At 62.5% G+C, this 18,657-nt stretch carries 14 protein-coding genes and 4 pseudogenes; 10 read left to right on the forward strand and 8 right to left on the reverse strand.

The genetic code is table 11. The annotated features are described in order from the left end of the window. Nucleotides 1-6: 6 nt before the first annotated feature. The 4 genes and pseudogenes from NKI54_RS24630 (at nucleotide 7) to NKI54_RS24645 (ending at nucleotide 3,473) form a co-directional block, all read left to right on the forward strand. Nucleotides 7-468, forward strand: coding sequence for a hypothetical protein (locus tag NKI54_RS24630; protein WP_352692589.1), 462 nt, complete (start codon nucleotides 7-9; stop codon nucleotides 466-468). A 17-nt stretch (nucleotides 469-485) separates the two neighbouring features. Further along, nucleotides 486-1,034, forward strand: a complete 549-nt coding sequence (locus tag NKI54_RS24635; protein WP_352692590.1) for a ubiquitination-like system serine protease family protein — start codon at nucleotides 486-488, stop codon at nucleotides 1,032-1,034. A gap of 236 nt (nucleotides 1,035-1,270) precedes the next feature. Beyond that, nucleotides 1,271-2,170, forward strand: a pseudogene (locus NKI54_RS24640) (IS701 family transposase); the annotation flags it as partial. A gap of 304 nt (nucleotides 2,171-2,474) precedes the next feature. Continuing rightward, a complete protein-coding gene (locus tag NKI54_RS24645) occupies nucleotides 2,475-3,473 on the forward strand; it encodes an NAD(P)H-dependent flavin oxidoreductase (protein WP_352643492.1) in 999 nt (332 codons plus the stop codon). Here NKI54_RS24645 and NKI54_RS24650 read toward each other — a convergent pair. Both NKI54_RS24650 and NKI54_RS24655 read right to left on the reverse strand, forming a co-directional pair. Continuing rightward, nucleotides 3,461-3,971, reverse strand: a pseudogene (locus NKI54_RS24650) (IS5 family transposase); the annotation flags it as partial. The gene NKI54_RS24645 and the pseudogene NKI54_RS24650 sit on opposite strands and share 13 nt — an antisense overlap. Nucleotides 3,972-4,674: 703 nt before the next feature. Further along, nucleotides 4,675-6,321: an MFS transporter gene (locus tag NKI54_RS24655; protein WP_031194952.1), complete on the reverse strand. Its 1,647-nt coding sequence runs from the start codon at nucleotides 6,319-6,321 to the stop codon at nucleotides 4,675-4,677. A gap of 483 nt (nucleotides 6,322-6,804) precedes the next feature. Between NKI54_RS24655 and NKI54_RS24660 the strand changes: the two are divergent. After that, nucleotides 6,805-7,830, forward strand: a pseudogene (locus NKI54_RS24660) (class I tRNA ligase family protein); the annotation flags it as partial. Here NKI54_RS24660 and NKI54_RS24665 read toward each other — a convergent pair. After that, nucleotides 7,753-7,920 carry a hypothetical protein gene (locus NKI54_RS24665; protein WP_352692606.1) on the reverse strand — a complete coding sequence of 56 codons (168 nt, stop codon included), beginning with the start codon at nucleotides 7,918-7,920 and terminating at the stop codon, nucleotides 7,753-7,755. The pseudogene NKI54_RS24660 and the gene NKI54_RS24665 sit on opposite strands and share 78 nt — an antisense overlap. Before the next feature lie 99 nt (nucleotides 7,921-8,019). Further along, nucleotides 8,020-9,165, reverse strand: coding sequence for a trans-sulfuration enzyme family protein (locus NKI54_RS24670; protein WP_352692592.1), 1,146 nt, complete (start codon nucleotides 9,163-9,165; stop codon nucleotides 8,020-8,022). A gap of 92 nt (nucleotides 9,166-9,257) precedes the next feature. Here NKI54_RS24670 and NKI54_RS24675 point away from each other — a divergent pair, with 92 nt between their 5' ends. Together NKI54_RS24675 and NKI54_RS24680 are read left to right on the forward strand one after the other, a co-directional pair. Continuing rightward, nucleotides 9,258-9,920, forward strand: a complete 663-nt coding sequence (locus NKI54_RS24675) for a helix-turn-helix domain-containing protein (protein ID WP_352625521.1) — start codon at nucleotides 9,258-9,260, stop codon at nucleotides 9,918-9,920. A 31-nt stretch (nucleotides 9,921-9,951) separates the two neighbouring features. Beyond that, nucleotides 9,952-10,590: an FMN-binding negative transcriptional regulator gene (locus tag NKI54_RS24680; RefSeq protein WP_352643346.1), complete on the forward strand. Its 639-nt coding sequence runs from the start codon at nucleotides 9,952-9,954 to the stop codon at nucleotides 10,588-10,590. Between the two features lie 999 nt (nucleotides 10,591-11,589). Here the strand turns inward: NKI54_RS24680 and NKI54_RS24685 are convergent. Both NKI54_RS24685 and NKI54_RS24690 read right to left on the reverse strand, forming a co-directional pair. Then, nucleotides 11,590-12,099: a GNAT family N-acetyltransferase gene (locus NKI54_RS24685; protein ID WP_352692593.1), complete on the reverse strand. Its 510-nt coding sequence runs from the start codon at nucleotides 12,097-12,099 to the stop codon at nucleotides 11,590-11,592. Further along, a complete protein-coding gene (locus NKI54_RS24690) occupies nucleotides 12,100-12,384 on the reverse strand; it encodes a type II toxin-antitoxin system TacA family antitoxin (RefSeq protein ID WP_031255614.1) in 285 nt (94 codons plus the stop codon). An 864-nt stretch (nucleotides 12,385-13,248) separates the two neighbouring features. Between NKI54_RS24690 and NKI54_RS24695 the strand changes: the two are divergent. Next, a pseudogene (locus NKI54_RS24695) lies at nucleotides 13,249-13,437 on the forward strand (twin-arginine translocation signal domain-containing protein); the annotation flags it as partial. 298 nt (nucleotides 13,438-13,735) lie between these two features. Here NKI54_RS24695 and NKI54_RS24700 read toward each other — a convergent pair. After that, a complete protein-coding gene (locus tag NKI54_RS24700) occupies nucleotides 13,736-14,929 on the reverse strand; it encodes an IS91 family transposase (protein ID WP_502897066.1) in 1,194 nt (397 codons plus the stop codon). Between the two features lie 4 nt (nucleotides 14,930-14,933). Beyond that, nucleotides 14,934-15,839 carry a tyrosine-type recombinase/integrase gene (locus NKI54_RS24705; RefSeq protein ID WP_352579906.1) on the reverse strand — a complete coding sequence of 302 codons (906 nt, stop codon included), beginning with the start codon at nucleotides 15,837-15,839 and terminating at the stop codon, nucleotides 14,934-14,936. 15 nt (nucleotides 15,840-15,854) lie between these two features. Here NKI54_RS24705 and NKI54_RS24710 point away from each other — a divergent pair, with 15 nt between their 5' ends. Continuing rightward, nucleotides 15,855-16,850: a hydrogenase small subunit gene (locus tag NKI54_RS24710; RefSeq protein ID WP_352692594.1), complete on the forward strand. Its 996-nt coding sequence runs from the start codon at nucleotides 15,855-15,857 to the stop codon at nucleotides 16,848-16,850. Further along, nucleotides 16,850-18,646, forward strand: coding sequence for a nickel-dependent hydrogenase large subunit (locus NKI54_RS24715; protein WP_352692605.1), 1,797 nt, complete (start codon nucleotides 16,850-16,852; stop codon nucleotides 18,644-18,646). Before NKI54_RS24710 ends, NKI54_RS24715 begins: the two co-directional genes overlap by 1 nt. Nucleotides 18,647-18,657: the final 11 nt, after the last annotated feature.

Below are 18,657 nucleotides of genomic sequence, written 5' to 3' on the forward strand. Positions count from 1 at the left end.
CATCCGGTGTGTCGAGCTCACGACGACCTCAATTTGCGCAACGTGTTCGTCTGCGGCGGCGATGCGGAAGCGGTTCTGATCGACTTCACGCGGGCAGCTCGACGTCCTTTGTCCCACGACGTCGCCCGGTTGGAAATCGGGCTTGCGTTCGACGCGGAGTTGCAGGCTGATCAACCGCTGCCCGAACAAGTGCTCGAAGATTTTTACTCCAGAGATCTCTTCGCTATGTCGCTTAAACATCTCCTGCAAGGCAAAAAGGCCCAGTATCGGCTCAACGCGATCGTGGCGTTGCGTACGACCATCCTCGAGGAAGGTCAGTCCCATTCGTTCGATCTGAGGCGCGAGTATACAATCGCGATCTGCGTCGGGCTGCTCTATTATGCCAAAGGCAAAAGCCCGGATGCGGCCATTGCTTACAAGTGCGCGGTGGACCTTCTGGATCGCGTGACAAATCCTTCGCTTTGGTAGGTCGGGAGTTCGGTTGGGTGCTCAAGAAAACGCACGCGGTACAGTTCAAGGGCAGGGTTGAACGTCAGTCCGAAGCCATCGAGCAGGTGGATAACCCGGGAGACGTTTCACTTGTGGAGCGCGGAGCTCCGCGGTCCCTTGTCATGAGATGCCCCGATGGATGCGGAGACATACTGACGGTTAACCTCGACCGTCGTGCCGGGCCGGCCTGGCGCCTTTATCAACGCGAGGGCGGGTTGACCCTTTTCCCTTCTGTGTGGCGAGACACTGGATGCGGGGCACACTTCATCGTCTGGGACAACGTCATCCATTGGGCCAACGATGCCTGGATCCTGCGGCCCAATTCATCACTCGAACGTGCTGTCGAAGGTCGACTCAGTGACGAGCTGGCGAGCTTCGTTGATATTGCGGCAGCGGTGGATGAAGTGCCTTGGTCGGTTCTCGACGCATGCCGGTCATTGGTCAAGTCGGGGATCGCTGTCGAAGGAACCGGCGCCGAGCGGTCCAGCTTCCGCCTGGCGAGTGATAGCGTCCAAACCTCACGGGCCAGGAAAAGGCATTGGTAATCAGCCGCGCGACCGGCGGCCTAGAGCGAGCATCTCAGCAGCGTGGCGAACCCTCGATCGTCAGCTTGCCAAGGCTGAACCTGTGATCGTCTGCAAGTTATCTTCAGGACCGCTGGAGGTAGATCAGCTCGCGGCGGCGCTTGATAGCCACCATGTGCAAGCAAGTCCCGGGCGTTGTGCAGTGAGAGGGTATCCACGAAATGCTTGGTCCGCTTCTCTGCCGGCCGATGGTCCATGAGGATGGTGTCCTGATCGTCGACGAGACGGGATTTGTGAAGAAGGGCGATCGTTCCGCCGGTGTCGCGCGTCAGTACTCGGGAACGGCGGGGCGGATCGAGAACAGCCAGGTCGGCGTGTTCTTGGCTTACGCGAGCCGCTACGGCCAAGCGCTGGTCGATCGTCGCCTTTATCTGCCGGAGAGCTGGACAAGGGATCGGGCGCGATGTGCCAGAGCGTCGATCCCGGAGATGGTCGAGTTTGCGACCAAGCCAAAGATGGCGCGCGCCATGGTCGAGGCGGCGCTCGATGCCGGCGTCCCGTGCGCTTACGTTCTGGGCGACGCTGTCTACGGGGCGGACAGCAGCCTTCGCCGGATGCTGGAAGCTCGCGAGCAGCCCTATGTCTTGGCGGTTCGAGGCGCTCACTTCATGCGCCGGGGAGGGGATCGTCTGTTTGAGGAAACCTCGCCCGAGGAACTGGCCAGCGAGTTCGAGCCCGACGACTGGGCCTGTCATGCGGCAGGTGAAGGCGCCAAAGGCCCTCGGCTCTACGACTGGGCACGCATCCGCCGCCCTTGGACGTCAAAAGGCGGCTTCGAGCATTGGCTTCTCGTCCGCCGCAAGCGATCGACATCCGGAGAAAAAGCCTACTACCTGGTCTTCGCCCCGCCCGGTTCCTCCTTGGCCGAATTGGCGGCAGTGGCCGGCCTGCGCTGGGCGATCGAGGAGTGCTTTGAGCGCGCCAAGGATGATCTCGGACTTGATCATTGCGAGGCTCGGTCCTGGCACGGATGGCATCGCCACATGAGCCTGTGCATGGCCGCCCTGGCATTCCTCTCGAAGCTATCGGCTGATCTTCGCCGCAGCGCATGGAGCAAACCGAACGAAACGAGTCCAAAGGAGCCAATCGCCGCCTGATCCGGATGGCTGCGCTCGTCCCGAGCGTCCCCGAGATCCGCTATCTCCTCGCCCGGATCCTCATCTTCCCACCGACACAAAAGCCCTTCATCATCGCCTGGTCGCTATGGCGACGACGACATCAGGCTGCGGCCACCATCTGTCACTACAAACGGCATCGGCATTCGCAACTGTAGTACTAAGGTCCGGACTCATAACCGTCGGTCGACTGGGGGCTCTGGTTGCCGTTAATCGCGGGGCGCTGAGCGGGGCTCGATAGAATCAACCGAACCTGCGATACTCAAGGCAATCTGTTGGAGTGATGATGCGCATCGTAACCCGTCTCACTGATCGGCTTGAACTGCAGCATCCGATCATCAGCGCGCCGATGGCATTCGCATCGGGCGGGGAACTCGCAGGTGCGGTCAGTTCAGCCGGAGGGCTTGGGCTTATCGGCGGCGGCTATGGCGACGCTGATTGGCTGACGCGAGAGTTCGAGCGATCTGGCAACCGACCTGTCGGCTGCGGCTTCATAACATGGTCACTCGCCAGGAACCCGCGCCTACTCGATAAGGCCCTGGAGCGGCGACCAAGTGCGATTTTCCTATCCTTTGGCGACCCGGCGCCTTTTTCGCCGGCGATACGGGCCGCCGGGGTCCCCTTGATCTGCCAGGTCCAGAGCCTCGACGACGCGCGCCGCGCTCTTGATGTCGGAGCCGACATCGTCGTCGCCCAAGGCGCGGAAGCCGGCGGTCACGGTGAGAAGCGAGCGACATTCACATTTGTTCCGGAGGTCGCGAACTTGGTACGGCGACGGGCGCCGGACACGCTCATCTGCGCGGCCGGTGGCATCGCCGATGGTCGTGGGCTTGCAGCGGCGCTGATGCTTGGCGCTGATGGCGTCGTGATGGGATCACGTTTCTGGGCCTCGTTGGAGGCTCTCGTTCATCCAAATCTGCACCAGGCTGCCCTTGCGGCGACCGGAGACGACACGGTTCGAACCTCGGTGATGGACCTAGCGCGCCGCCTGGATTGGCCATCGCGGTTTTCACTGCGCGTTCGGAAGAATGCTTTTACGGAAGCCTGGCACGGCAATGAGGCCCATCTCCTCGCCGACATTGACGCGCAGTCCGCTGCCTACCGCGAAGCGTGGGCAAGCGGCGATCCCACGATAGCCGCGATCATGATTGGTGAGGCCGCCGGCCTCATCCACGACATCGAGCCGGCGAGTGACATACTCCTTCGCACCGTTTCTGAAGCGATCACCCTGCTTCAGGGCGCAAGTTCGCTTCTGTTTGTCGAGGACAACTGTCACAGCCAGTAACCGACCGTAGCGGCGAGGCAGACGGCAGCGAGGAAGTTAGTGACCGATCGATCGTATCTGGTGGCAATGCGGCGGAAATCCTTGAGCCGTCCAAACATGCGCTCATGGCGTTGCGATCACGGTAGAGGAACGGGGAGAAGCAGTTCTTCCAGCGCCGGTTGGCTTTCGACGGAATGTTCGGCATCGCCCCTTTAGCCTCGACCTTGTGGCGAATGGCATTGGTGTCATAGCCCTTGTCGGCGTGCAGGATCGGGCTCTCGGGCATCTGCTCCAGAAGCAAATCTCCGGCGCTGCAATCGGCGACCTGGCCACCGGTCAAGAGGAAAGCGATCGGGCGGCACAGGCCATCGGTCAGGGCGTGGATCTTCGTGGTTCGCCCACCGCGCGACCGGCCAATCGCCTGATTTTGCTCCCCCCTTTGCCGGCAGAAGCGCAGCGATGCGCCTTCACGGCCGAAGAGTCGATCAGGACCTCAGCCGGAGGACCGCCAGCGCTTGCCGCGCGTGTCGGTTGGCAGCAGCGCCTGCAGCCGCGAAAACTGCTCCTCGGTCAGCCAGAAATAATCGCGATTCATCGGTGGCCTCCCTTTGGAGACCGTGAATCATAAAACCACCGTCAGTGGAACCCTTTATGGGTCCGGACCCTAGCAGGTTGTGACCATTGCTGCGGCAATGCAGCAGTCCTGGATAATAAGTCCAAGATGCCCCGGGTGCGCTTCCACCGCACCACCGGGACCTTCGCTGCAGCTAAATGCAGAAAATCCACTCGCGCGCTGAAGCCCGAAAAGGCCGCGGCGCTGGCGGGTTGAAACTCCAGTCGGGCTACGCCCTCCCTGCGTTCCAACCCGCCAGCATTCTCATCTTGATTGACGCAACGCTCGCAGCTTCATTGTCGCGCCGCCGCTGGCGGATTCCTCCGTCTGCCCGCTTCGCTCCGTGCAGACCGGGGAGACCCCTCCGCCCCCCTTGCTCCCCGCTGCTCGCCGCGATGCAGGGGGACAGGCGACCTGAACCCGTGCCCAAGCCGATCTGATGGCAGAGGCGGTGGGGCTGGACATGGGCCCGTGGTGGACATACGTGCCACACAAATCCTCATGCTCGCCTAACCGGCCGCAAGGTATGGCAATCCGGGCTGACCCGACGAAAGAAGGAGTAGGTCTCGGCCATTCCCGTGTCCGAGCCCAGAAAAGTTACTGGTTTCCTTACGGGCGCGATACAAAGGGCACAGGCTGGACTTGGCTGCCGGGGGCGGGGCTTGTCGACCGCTCGATCGAAAGTGAGAGACGAGGAGGAGAATCACCGACCTGCAGAGCGGCAAGGCGCTCGCCTACCTCCCTGTCAGTCACCGTTAGCCGATGGTTTAGACGAAGATAGTCCGTCCATGTCGGCGTGCGGAATGTCTCGGTCCAAAGAGTCGAGTTCTGAAGATCGCGCTGGAGGGTCCAGTCCCGCGCACCGGCACGGCTCTGAACGCGCCGCCTTTCGCGCATGCAGCTCAGAAATTCCTCGATATTCTCCTCGGGGATCGAGTACTCCACCTTGATCACGATCGGGCCGCTCCTGGGCTTCAAATCGAGGGCCAGTTCTGGTGGCCTGAAGTCGAAGGCCCCTTGATCCGATTCCTCCCATAGCCGTACCGGCAATAGCTTTCCCACAGCTGCAACCAGCAACAGCGCCGCTGCAGCACCTTCCAAAGCCCACGTCAGGGAATAGTACTGCGCGACAGCACCCCAGATCCAGCTGCCCGCTGCCATGCCGCCGTAGGTCAGGGCGTAATAGATCGACAGGGTGCGACCAACGACCCATCTTGGGCTTGCCAACTGCACACACACGTCGGTTCCGGTCCAGGTGACAACCCAGCCTGCGCCAGCGATTGCAAGCGCGATCGCTGCTACAGCCACCGATGATGTGAGAGCCAGTAAAAGGCAACACGTTGCGCAAGCAACGGACGCGAGCGTGATCAATCGATTTTGGGACGTGATGCGTCTCAAGTAGCTATTGCCAATGCCCGCGATGAAGGCGCCTGTGCCGAAGCCGGCCAACAGGACGCCGTAAACAATTGGCCCCCCCGCCAGTTGGTCGCGAACTAGGAGGGGGAGCAGAGCAAGGATCGAGATGCTTGACAGCCCGAACAGGGTTGCACGCACGATCGCCACTCTGATCTCCGAGGAGATTGCCGTGAAGCGCATGCCATCATGAATGGCCGTCGTCATCCGCTCGCGCGGAAGAGGCGAAGAACGAACTTGCCACTTGGAGCGCAGGACAGCGCTCAATGGGACCAGGTCGGTCAGCGCAGCGAAGGCGAAAGCCGTAAGGGGGCCCAGCAAAGCCAAAATTACACCGCCCAGCGCCGGTCCTATGCTCCGAACCACGTTGTACCCCACCGACATCAGCGTCACTGCAGCGGGTATGTCGCGCTTTTCGAGGATGTCGCCGACCGAGGCGTGCCAGGCTGGATCATTCAAGGCAAAGCCGCATCCCGCCAAGAAACTCAGTCCCAAGATCAGCCATGGACTGACAAAGCCCAGTCCAACAGAGAGAGCCAGCGCCGTGGATGCCAGTGCGATCAGGCAATGTCCGGCAAGCATCACGCCGCGGCGGCTGAAGCTGTCTGCAATCGCTCCAGCAAGGATCGACAAGAAGAAGGCGGGCAGTGTCGATGCAGCCTGCACGAGCGCAACCATCAGATCGGAGGCTGAAATCGTTGCCATAAGCCAGCTTATAGCCACGCTCTGCACCAGCCAGCCAAGGCTGGATATCTGCGTGGCTGTCCAGATCGAACGAAAGACCGGATTCTGAAGAGGAATCAGTGTGTTTGCTGCAAAGGGCGGGGAATCTTGACGCCGCATGACTTCTCACCTCCACCACGTAGTTCTTTCGCTCACTCACTTGCTGACAGCGGTGCGCTTACGCACAGCTGCGTCACAACCAAGTTCCGATATCGCGCTCGCAACAAAGTAAACAAAGTAGATGTCGCATCCACGGTGCTGATGCGCGATGAGTGTGCCAGTTGGGCGTCAGCTGGTCTGGGTCGCGCAGCCCGATGGGGTGCGGTCTGCCCTGCGACTCTTGGCCTTGTACGGTGCTACCGCCCCGATGGCCGGGTTGTCAAACTGCCACGGTGCTAGCAGCGCCCATCCCATCCTGACAGGCATGAGCATACGACGCAGCGCATCGCTGGTATCGGAGGCGGGTGCAAGATCAAGGGTGGCATCGTCTGACAAGTACGAGCTGGTGGACGCCTTTGCCCGACCTACACATCGGCGATTTATGGGGCCGCCGTTCAACTCGTTGGTCTATGCACAAAAAAACATAATACGCTTGAAAAGACGTTTCGGGCCGGTGCCGGGGCCGAGGAGGGGGCTGAAGCCTTCACCATCGTCATCCCGCCGCCGAATGTCACCGGCTCGCTGCATATGGGTCATGCGCTCAACAACACGCTTCAGGACATTCTGGTGCGCTTCGAGCGCATGCGCGGCAAGAACGTGCTGTGGCAGCCGGGCATGGACCATGCCGGCATCGCCACGCAGATGGTGGTCGAGCGCCAGCTGATGGAGAAGCAGATCCACCGCCGCGACCTGACCCGCGATGAGTTCATCGACAAGGTGTGGGAATGGAAGGCGGAGTCCGGCGGCGCCATCCTCAACCAGCTGAAGCGGCTCGGGGCCTCGGCCGACTGGAGCCGGGAGCGCTTCACCATGGACGAAGGCCTGTCCAAGGCCGTGCTCGAAGTGTTCGTGACGCTCTACAAGGAAGGGCTGATCTACAAGGACAAGCGCCTTGTGAACTGGGACCCGAAGCTGTTGACCGCCATCTCGGATCTCGAGGTCGAGCAGCAGGAGGTCAACGGCAATCTCTGGCACTTCCGCTATCCGGTCGAAGGCATGACATTCGATCCGGAAAATCCGAAGACCTTCATCACCGTTGCGACGACCCGCCCGGAGACGATGCTGGGCGATACGGCCGTCGCAGTCCACCCCGACGATGAACGTTTCCGGCATCTTGTCGGCAAGAACCTCATCCTGCCGATCGTCGGCCGCAGGATCCCGGTGGTGGCGGACGAGTATTCCGATCCCGAAAAAGGCAGTGGTGCGGTCAAGATCACGCCGGCGCATGACTTCAACGACTTCGAGGTCGGCAAGCGCCACCGGCTGGCGGCGGTCAACATCCTCACTGTCAATGCGGCGGTCACCCTCACGGACAATGACGACTTTCTCGCCGGGCTGGAGGTGACGCCGGAGCGCTAGGCGGTCTGGGGCGAGCTCGACGGTCTCGACCGTTTAGTCGCGCACAAGAAGATCGCCGAGCTGATGCAGACCGGCGGTTTCCTCGAAAAGGTCGGGCCGCATCGCCAGGCCTGAAGCGGCGGTTGCGGCGATCCTGAACAAGGTGCGGTCTCTCCGCGCCAACGCATCCGACACCGAGATTTTCGATCGAAATCTAAGCATCGTCGAAGATGCTTTGCCTGATCTAGGCGCCCAACCGTAGCAGGCCGCATTGCTGCGCCAGCCGCCACGTAAAGCGCTGCCAGAGTTCTTGCACCCGCGTCATTCGGCTGCCGCTTTGAAGGTTCCGCCTAGGGCCTGCATCAGATCATCGATAATGTCCTGAGGATGCTCAAGTCCCACTGACATTCGCAGTAATCCGCCTGGCGCCTTGGACTTGGCACCCTCGACGGATGCGCGATGCTCAATCAGAGAGTGCGTCCCGCCAAGGCTTGTCGCCCTGGCAATAACCTCGAGGCGGCCGGCCACGGCCATCGCAGCATCGGCTCCGCCTTTGACGATAAAGGATAGCATCGCTCCGTAATGGCTCATTTGCCGCTTAGCGAGATCGTGTCCCGGATCAGTTTGCAGGCCAGGAAAAAGTACTTTTTCGACACGCGGATGAGACGCCAAAGCCTCAGCAACCTTCTGGGCGCCTTCGCAATGCGCGCGCATGCGTACCGACAATGTCTGCAGGCCCCGCAATGCCAGCCAACAGTCGAATGGCGCTGCGACGCTGCCCTTGTGTCTCTGGACCATCCGCAGTGGGCGACCGAGGGGTGACGAGTGCGGGACAATGACGACGCCCGCCATCAAGTCCGAGTGGCCGCCGATGTACTTTGTCGCCGAGTGCATGACCGCGTCCGCCCCAACTTCGAGGGGCCGTTGAAGCACTGGAGTTGCCCACGTGTTGTCCACTACGGCCAAGGCGCCAGCCTCGTGCGCGATTTTGCAGATGGCCGAAATGTCGACAACGCGGATCATCGGGTTTGACGGCGTCTCGACCCAGACGAGGCCAGTCCGCTTCGACGTGACCGCGGCGCGCACGGCATCCAGATCGCGCATGTCGACGGCCGCAAAGTCGAAGCGAGACCCAATGTCGGTCTCGTCAATCAGCGAACGAATGCCGAAATACATGTGATCCGGCAGAACGATCCGACCCGTCGACGGATGGCTCTCAAAGACTGCAGCGATTGCAGCCATGCCCGACGCGAAGGCAATGCCATCTTCTCCGCCCTCGAGCGCGGCCATGGCCATTTCGAACGCGTTGCGTGTCGGATTTCCATCCCGGGTGTATTCGAATCCGGAAGGAAACGAGCCGTCGACGCTACGTTGGAACGTCGTGCTGGTGTGCAGCGGCAGGGACACCGCTCCCGTGGAAGCGTCGACAGCTCGGCCGCAATGGATCGCCTTCGTTTCAAAACGCATCGGTCATTTCCTCGCTAACGGGGCAGTTGCACAATTTCAGGCCGGTCATTATATTGACCGTAATAAGTGAGCCGAGGCACTAAGTCAATATAATGACCGATGTTACGACAGCGTTGGACCCCGAGCGGGTGCTTGGCCAAGCGATAGCGGTTCGGATCCGACAATTGAGGCGCGACCAAAACCTGACCCTGGATCGACTGGCAAAACTGAGCGGCTTATCCAAGGGAACCGTCGTCACGCTGGAGCAAGGCAAGGCGAACCCCAGCATCGGCATACTTTGCCGACTGGCGGCGGCGTTTTCGCTTTCGGTGGCCGATTTGTTGAATGACCATCCTTCCACAGTTCGCCTTCCTATTGAGCGGACAGAGACGAGGACGCTTTGGACAAGCGCTAAAGGAAGCTTTGCACAACTTCATTCATCGATCTCGGGACGAACGATGTTCGAACTGTGGAGCTGGGCCATTATGCCGGGCGACGTGTTTTCCTCAGATGCTCATAGTCCGGATACGCGCGAGCTGATCTCGGTGACTCAGGGGTCCCTAAGTGTCGTGGTGGGTACCCACGCAGTAATTTTGAGCCAAGGCGAGAGTGTGCGGCTTGTCACTGACCAACCGCACTCATACGCGGCGGCATCTGATCTGCCTGCCCACTTCTCGATGGCAGTTCTTGAGCGTGGTGGACAGCGAGATCCGGGGCCCTCTTCGCCGGCAACAAAGATGCCCGGGCCCGTTCCGCAAGACACCGCCGCTCGCTAACGACCGCCCATTCGCGACAGGAGATCCACCGTTGTACGTTCCGCCCCATTTTGCCGTCCCCGATCAGAACACCCTGTTTGACCTAATCGAGAGACATCCGCTCGGTATCCTGGTCACCCACAGCAAAGGCACACTCGACGCGAACCACATTCCCTTCGAGCTTGACCGCTCGAAGGGAGACAAAGGCCTCCTCAATTGCCATGTTGCACGCAAAAATCGAGTCTGGGAGGAAGTTGCCAATGGCGATGAAGTCCTCGTTATCTTCCGTGCGGCCGACGCTTACATCTCGCCGAACTGGTATCCAAGCAAGCATGAATTCCATAAGCAGGTGCCGACGTGGAACTATCTCGTCGTCCACGCCCACGGACGCATCACTGTCCGGGATGATGAGCGCTATGTGCGCCGTAACGTGGCGAAGCTCACTCACATGCATGAAGCCTCGCAGCCTGCCCCGTGGAAGATGGGCGACGCGCCGAAGGACTTCATTGACACGATGGTTAAGGCGATCGTCGCCCTGGAAATCGAGATCACCGGCCTGGTTGGTAAATCAAAACTCAGCCAGAACAAAGAGGTGCGCGACATTCAGAACGCTGGTGAAATGCTGAATGCCCGAGGCGTCAATGGGATGGGAGAAGCGATGCTCGCGGCTGCGGCGGCCAAATCCCAATAGCATCTATCTTGTCCCGACAAGCCGCTGGTGCTGGATTTCCAAGGGGTGACCTTGAGAGACAAATGCTTCGGCTCGCCGGAAACGCGACCAGCACCTGACCACCCGCTATGCGGCAGATGGACAAGAACTCAGGCCGCCATCGCCAGCCACATCCGCAATGCCGCCGGATCGATGGAAGCTGCTTACCCCGCCAGCCTTTCCGGTCATGTCGCCTGCGTCGTCAATACCTCGAACAGCAGCCTGGCGCTTAAACCGAGTTGCGTGTTCGGTATGGCGGCACAGCGGTTTCGAGATCGGAGCCGACTGGCAGCGAACGCCACCCCCACGGTGGCGATGCCTCGCAGCCAGGTTGAATGACCAAGCAGCCGGGATGTTCGGCAGGCTTGCACCCGCTTCAGATGCGAGACGGGTCAAGACGATCATCCTGCACAACGTCACGCGGCGGTGGGCCGGTTTCGAAAAGGGCCGGCCCCGGCCGTTCATACAAGTGGAGTTGGGGGCGGGGCCGGATCAAGCCTATCGGGTCAAACCCGCCGGGACCGCGCGTACATCATCCCAGCAACGCCAGGCGCTCGTCCGGCGCCATGCGGGCTTCGCTTGGCCCGCCGAATGTCTGGACCGGCATCGCGGAGCATGGCGCACCAGTCTCCCACATTGTACGTAGTCGCCATGCTGCCCCTGGCCAGATCGCAAATGACGCACGGCTTGTTCGCGATTGGCGAGCTGAAGCACGTTGACGGCCGTGCCGGGCGATGCGCCGTCCCAGACTATCATCCCAAAGTCCGCGCGCCGCGCCATCTCCCGGTCTTTGGCGGCTGGATCCAGTATCCTCTAGCGCCTTCACGAGACGGGACCTGGTAGGCAGCCCAGTCGCCCAGATTATTGCTAGCTTCCTCGCTCTGACCGCCGTCTCCCTCTGGCCCTGCGTGAGGGATCGTCATCCGGCTGCAGGCCGGCGCGCCCGGACGCTGCCGCTACGGAGGCGCTACGCGCGTGGAGCTAGTGGCCTTTGTCGGCCAGCCAGAGGCCCACGTCCTGGATCGAGCGCATGAGCACCGACGGATTGTCCCGCGCGGGAATGAAGCCCCAGCTCTGCCAGTAGCGCTCGGCCTCGGCGTCGATCGCCCGCACCACCACTGCGCGGCCGCCGACGATGTCGGCGCCGGCGACGCAGCGATGCAGCGCGTCCTTGACCAGGCCGCTGCCGATGCCTTGTCCGGCATAGCGATGGTCGACGGCGAGTTGTGCAATCAACAGGCAGGGGATCGGATCGGGCGGCCGTCCGGTGCGGATGGCGCGCCGTGCGCTGTTTGGCTGGATCACGCCCGGCGCGAGGCCGTAATAGCCGACGACTGTTCCCTCATCGTGAACGACCAGGACGCGGGTAAAGCCGCGGACCTGGTTCGTTCGCGCGAAGCCGGCCAGCCAAGCATTGAGCGCCGGCTTGCCGCAATCGAAGCTGTCGAGGCGGTGCGCGTCGTCGAGGAGTTCGATGCCTGAAAGCGCCACCTAACGGTCCCAGGGCGGGGACCGACGCAGCCGCTCGGCCGCCTTCGGCGGGGGCGCAGCGGCGGGGGCTGAGATCGCCTGCATGAAGGCGTCATAAGCTTCCGGGGACACGCGGATGACGGTTTCGTTGAGGATGGCCGCCTGCGCCTCGTGCAGCGCGGCGCGCCGCATGAACTCCGTGCGCGACAGGCCGAGCAGCTCCGCGCCGCGGTCGATGATGGTGAGATCATCGTCGCGAAACCGCATCGAGACGGGTGTTTCCTTCCTGGTGGCTGTGGTGGCCATGGCGCGCTCCTGTGCTGCGGACGTATATACGGTAGTGTAACGCGGAACGCAATACTTCAGGACGCGCATATGTTCTTATCGGCCGGATGAGCGGCTCCAGAAGCCAAGTCGCTGCCATGACTGTCGCCGGACGAGCCCCGGCTATGCCGAACCCTGATGAACATCTGACGCGATGGCGACTTTCGGGCCGTCACGCCACAAAGGAGGAACGGCTATGAAGGCTGGGCGGCCGGCACTTTCATTCTCAGGCGCCGCTCTATGCCACCTGCCGGCCAAGCGCAGTTGGCACAAATCTTGAACCTCTCTTTGCGCGGCGGCAGGAGCTGCAATCGCACGTTCGGCCTCACGCAATGAAAGACCGGTCACGACCGCGGCACGTGCAGCCTCAGAAACCAGTCTGCATTTTATTCAATGGCTTAGCTGCGAGTGCGGCGGCGCGCGGCCGAACATCACCGTGTCGCGGATGCGACAAACCCGACAACAGCGGTTTCAACGCAAGCGGCGACGAGTAGATGGTGCAAATCCCGCGATTCCCAGTCTGCTGTAGCCGCGCAGGCCAAGCGCGATCTGCTCGGCCGTCCTGACAAGCTGCGCGTGGCCTCTGGGCGAGGTCGGTCGAGGCCCGCCGAAATCCCGTCGGCACCCGTCGCCAGGCCTCTTCGCTCGTCTCGCCGCATCGCGGAAACTTTGTTCGAAATCTGCCAGCCCGGTTTCCACTCCTTTGCCGGCGACCGGAACAAGTCAACGCCTCGAAGAGCATCTGAGTTTTGAATTTATTCGGCTTTTTAACTCTGGCATCGGACTTGCTTCGCCTTCGCATGTCCGCGGCACCAGGAGACGCCGCCGCCTGTGGAGGAAGGCCTGATGCAACAAACATTCTACGAGGTCATGCGCCGACAGGGGATCACCCGCCGAAGTTTCCTGAAATTCTGCAGCCTGACGGCGGCTTCCCTCGGCCTTGGACCGGCCTTTGCGCCGAAAATAGCTTACGCGATGGAGTCCAAGCCGCGCATTCCGGTGCTGTGGCTGCACGGGCTTGAATGCACTTGCTGCTGAAGGGTTTCGGGTGCCGTCAGGCGTACGAAAGTCTCTGATGCAGGAACCCGCGGGCCGCAGGCGATTGCCTATGGGGATTTGTGCCTCGGGGTGCGCCAGCGGCTGTCGCGAACTTCTGCATAAGATGCGCCGGGCATGTCGTGGAAGCGGCTTCCGGGCCAGGTCGCAGAGGCTGTTGCGTTGATTCCGACGGGATTGGTGTGCGTGACGACCAGCGCCACGGCAACGTGCACATAAGATCCTGTTGACCGGCGCCGGCGTGGCGCGGTCGTACGAGCAACTTGGTCATGCCGGGTCATGGGGCGTTCTCCCGGTTCGGCGCTCTTGAGGCAGGCGGTGCACGAGGCTGGCCCCACCGTTCGAACCTCTCGATGACGACCATGCGTCCGCCGCAGCAAGGGCAAGGCCGGCGGACGTCAGCCGGTTCTTCCGAAGTGTCGTCTTGGGGCGGCAGATCGACGTTCAGCAGTTCGCGCGCGAGTGCGAGGCTGGCCTTGCGGGCGGAGCTGGCGAGCAGCCCATAGTGACGGATGCGGTGGAACCCACGCGGCAGGACATGGAGCAGGAAGCGGCGGATGAACTCGTCGGCGGCAAGCGTCATGGCGCGCTGGCGCTCGACACCATCGCGGCGATAGTCCTTGTAGCGGAAGGTGACTCCAGCCTCGTCGAAGGCGATCAGGCGGCGGTTCGAGATCGCGACCCGGTGCGTGTAGCGCGACAGGTAGGCGAGCACCGCTTCCGGCCCGGCGAAGGGCGCCTTGGCGTAGACCACCCAGCGCTTGTTCCGGACCGGCGACAGGTGCCGCAGGAAGGCCTGCCGCTCGACGAGACGAGCAAGGGTGCCGAAGAAGGCGAGCCGATCGGCGTCGTGCAGCGCGATCAGCCGGGTGAGGAACAGGCGGCGGAACAACTTGCCCAGTACTCTGACCGGGAGCAGGAAGGCCGGGCGCGACGATATCCAGCGGCTCCCGTCCGGCGCGATGCCGCCGCCCGGCACGATCATGTGGACATGCGGATGGTGGGTCATCGCCGATCCCCATGTGTGGAGCACGGCGGTGATGCCGATGCGCGCGCCGAGATGCCTGGGATCGGCCGCGATCGTCAGCATGGTCTCCGATGCCGCCTTGAACAGCAGGTCATAGACCAGCGCCTTGTTGTGGAACGCGATCTCGGCGACCTCGGCCGGCAGCGTGAACACGACGTGGAAGTATCCGACTGGCAGCAGGTCGGCTTCGCGCTCGGCGAGCCATGTACGCGCGGCCGCGCCCTGGCACCTGGGACAGTGCCGGTTGCGGCAGCTGTTATAGGCGATCCGCCATTGGCCGCAGTCCGCACAGGCTTCGACATGACCACCCAATGCAGCGGTGCGACACTGTTCGATCGCCGACATGACCTTGAGCTGCTGCAGGCTCAGATGCCCGGCGTGGGAGACCCGGTATCCGGGGCCGGCAGCACGGAAGATATCGGCGACCTCCAGGTCGGCGCGCACCGGTTCAGCCGGACGGCGTCTTGCCTTCCATCAGCGCCATCAGCCGGTCCAGCGGCCCTGCGACCGCGTGGATCGTGCGGGTCGAGACCTTGGTGTAGAGCGCGGTGGTATCGAGCTTGCTGTGCCCGAGCAGCACCTGGATGACGCGGATGTCGACATCCTGCTCAAGCAGGTGGGTGGCGAAGCTGTGACGCAGCGTGTGCGGGCTGACGCGCTTGCGGATGCCGGCGACTTCGGCTGCTTCCTGGACCGCGCGATGCAGTTGCCGCGATGAGATCGGCGCGATGCAACTGCGCCCCGGGAACAGCCAGCCATGCGGGAGCATCACCCCGCGCCGCTTGCCTTCGCGCCACCACAGTCGCAGCAGTTCCAGCAGTTGCGGCGAGAGCATGGCGTTGCGGTCCCTGCGTCCCTTGCCCTGTTCGACGCGGATCAGCATGCGTGTCGAGTCGATGTCGTCGACCTTGAGATGCGCGACCTCGGACACGCGCAGACCGGCGCCATAGGCGACACCGAGCGCGGCCTTGTACTTGATGCCTGGCGCCGCTTCGAGCAGCCGCGCCGCTTCCTCGACGCTCAGCACCTCGGGCAGCTTGCGCGGATACCGGGTGACCACCAGCGCGCGCGCCAAATCGCGCCGCTTCAGCGTCACGGTGAACAGGAACCGCAGCGCCGAGACCGCGCCGTTAATCGTCGCAGGACCGACGCCGTTCTCATGCTGATACAGCTGGAAGCGCCGGATGTCCTCGGGCGCTGCGGTGTCGGGCGCGCGGCCAAGGAACGCGGCGAAGCGCCGGACATGACGAACGTAATCCTGCTGCGTATGCGGTCCCAGGCCCCGCATCAGCATGTCTTGCTGCATGCGCTGGCGAAGTGGCGTGATCGGAGCGTCGGTCGACAAGGTAGCCATGGCAAGTTCCTTTCGTTGAAGGGAACTCCATGGTCGGATCGCAGGCTTTACCTGCTCAAGGCCTATGAATACGCGTCATCTCAGAACCAGGCGACCCTCCCGCGAAGCGGGTTCGTGCATTGCTCCGAAAGCTTCATCCGCTCGGCGCACCCGCTCGCCAAGGACGTCGTGCTGTCGATGCTTTCACTCGATTATGACGACACGCTCATGGCGGCCGCCGGCCATCAGGCCGAGGCGATCGTCGACGAGGTCGTCGAACAGTACAAGGGCAACTACATCCTCGCGGTCGAAGGCAATGCGCCGCTCAACGAGGACGGCATGTTCTGCATCATCGGCGGCAAGCCCTTCGTCGACCAGCTCAACCATGCCGCCTCCAACGCCAAGGCGATCATCTCCTGGGGCTCCTGCGCCTCCTGGGGCTGCGTGCAGGCCGCGCGGCCGAACCCGACGCGGGCCACGCCCGTCCATAAGGTTCCGGGCCTGCCGGACAAGCCGATCATCAAGGTTCCCGGCTGCCCGCCGATCCCAGAAGTGATGACGGCCGTCATCACCTACATCCTGACCTTTGAAAAATTCCCAGAGCTCGACCGGCAGGGCCGGCCGAAGATGTTCTACAGCCAGCGCATCCACGACAAATGCTATCGGCGCCCGCATTTCGACGCCGGCCAGTTCGTCGAGTCCTTCGATGACGAGGGCGCGCGCAAGGGCTATTGCCTCTACAAGGTCGGCTGCAAGGGACCGACCACTTACAACGCCTGCTCGACGGTGGGCTGGAACGGCGGCCTCTCCTTCCCGATCCAGGCCGGCCATCCCTGCATCGGCTGCTCCGAGGACGGCTTCTGGGACAAGGGCGATTTCTACAGCCGCCTGACCCGCGTCCACGGCTTCGGCATCGAGGCCGATGCCGACAGGATCGGCACGACGGCCGCGACCGTGATCGGCGCCGCCGCGGCCGCGCATGCGGCGGCGAGCGTGGTCAAGCGGATGCGCGAAAAGGGAGGGAACAAGTGATGGTCATCCAGACGCCGAACGGCTTCAATCTCGACACCTCCGGCCAGCGCGTGGTCGTCGATCCGGTCACGCGGATCGAAGGCCATATGCGCTGCGAGGTGAACATCGACGAGAACAACATCATCCGCAACGCGGTCTCGACCGGCACCATGTGGCGCGGGCTCGAGGTCATCCTCAAGGGCCGCGACCCGCGCGACGCCTGGGCCTTCACCCAGCGCATCTGCGGCGTGTGCACCGGCACGCACGCGCTCACCTCGGTGCGTGCGGTCGAGGACGCACTGGGCATCATAATCCCGGAGAACGCCAATTCGATCCGCAACATCATGCAGCTCTCGTTGCAGGTGCATGATCATCTGGTCCACTTCTACCACCTGCACGCGCTCGACTGGGTCAACCCGGTTAACGCATTGAGAGCCGACCCGAAGGCGACGTCGGAGCTGCAGCAGGCCGTTTCGCCGAGCCACCCGATGTCCTCGCCGGGCTATTTCCGTGACATCCAGAACCGGCTGAAGAAGTTCGTCGAGAGCGGCCAGCTCGGGCCGTTCAAGAACGGCTACTGGACCAACCCGGCCTATCTGCTGCCGCCGGAGGCCAATCTGATGGCGGTGACGCACTATCTGGAAGCGCTTGACTTCCAGAAGGAGATCATGACGACGCGCACGATCTTCGGCGGCAAGGACATCCATCCCAACTGGCTGGTGGGGGGCGTGCCTTGTGCGATCAACATCGACGGTGAGATGGCGGCCGGCGCGCCGATCAACATGGAGCGGCTGAACTACGTCCGCAGCGTCATCGAGCGCGCCATCGCCTTCGTCGACAACGTCTACATCCCCGACATCATCGCGATCGGCAGTCTCTACAAGGGCTGGCTCTATGGCGGCGGGCTGTCGGGCAAGAGCGTTCTTGCCTATGGCGACATCCCCGACAAAGCCAACGACTATTCGGCAGCCAACCTGATGATGCCCCAGGGCGCGATCATCGATGGCAACCTCAAAGAGGTGCTGCCCGTTGACGTGCGCGATCCCGAGCAGATCCAGGAGTTTGTGCCCCACTCTTGGTACAAATACCCGGACGAGGCGAACGGCCTGCATCCATGGGATGGTATCACGGAGCCGAACTATCAGCTCGGGCCGAACGCCAAGGGCACGCGCACCGACATCCGCGAAATCGACGAGAGCGCGAAATATTCCTGGATCAAGGCGCCGCGCTGGCGCGGCCATGCGATGGAGGTAGGGCCGCTCGCCCGCTATGTCATCGGCTACGTCCAGGGCCACGAGGAGATCAAGGAGCAGGTCGACTCGACGCTGCGGGCACTCGGCGTACCGCTGATGGGGCTGTTCTCGACGCTCGGCCGCACCGCTGCGCGCGCGCTGGAAGCACAGTGGGCGGCCCGCAAGCAGGTCTACTTCATGGACAAGCTGATCGCCACCATCAAGGCTGGAGACAGCTCGACCGCCAATACCCAGAAATGGGATCCGAAGTCCTGGCCCGCCGAAGTCAAGGGGGTCGGCTTCACCGAAGCGCCGCGCGGGGCGTTGGGCCACTGGATACGCATCAAGAACGGCCGGATCGAAAACTACCAATGCGTCGTGCCGACCACCTGGAACGGCTCGCCACGCGACCATGCCGGCAATATCGGCGCCTTCGAAGCGTCGCTGATGGACACCAAGGTGGAGCGGCCGGAGGAGCCGGTCGAGATCCTGCGGACGATCCACAGCTTCGATCCGTGCCTTGCCTGTTCGACCCATGTCATGGGTCCGGACGGACAGGAACTTGCCAATGTCAAAGTGCGCTAGGGGAGGAACGA

Origin of the sequence: Mesorhizobium sp. M0663, from assembly GCF_040320585.1 — a bacterium.
Classification (GTDB): Bacteria; Pseudomonadota; Alphaproteobacteria; order Rhizobiales; family Rhizobiaceae; genus Mesorhizobium.

What these genes read in the sequence shown, in the direction of transcription:
- NKI54_RS24645 (WP_352643492.1), top strand. Translation starts at nt 2,475, where the DNA reads ATGCGCATCGTAACCCGTCTCACTGATCGGCTTGAACTGCAGCATCCG.
- NKI54_RS24655 (WP_031194952.1), bottom strand. Translation starts at nt 6,321, where the DNA reads ATGCGGCGTCAAGATTCCCCGCCCTTTGCAGCAAACACACTGATTCCT.
- NKI54_RS24665 (WP_352692606.1), bottom strand. Translation starts at nt 7,920, where the DNA reads ATGCTTAGATTTCGATCGAAAATCTCGGTGTCGGATGCGTTGGCGCGG.
- NKI54_RS24670 (WP_352692592.1), bottom strand. Translation starts at nt 9,165, where the DNA reads ATGCGTTTTGAAACGAAGGCGATCCATTGCGGCCGAGCTGTCGACGCT.
- NKI54_RS24675 (WP_352625521.1), top strand. Translation starts at nt 9,258, where the DNA reads ATGACCGATGTTACGACAGCGTTGGACCCCGAGCGGGTGCTTGGCCAA.
- NKI54_RS24690 (WP_031255614.1), bottom strand. Translation starts at nt 12,384, where the DNA reads ATGGCCACCACAGCCACCAGGAAGGAAACACCCGTCTCGATGCGGTTT.
- NKI54_RS24705 (WP_352579906.1), bottom strand. Translation starts at nt 15,839, where the DNA reads ATGGCTACCTTGTCGACCGACGCTCCGATCACGCCACTTCGCCAGCGC.
- NKI54_RS24715 (WP_352692605.1), top strand. Translation starts at nt 16,850, where the DNA reads ATGGTCATCCAGACGCCGAACGGCTTCAATCTCGACACCTCCGGCCAG.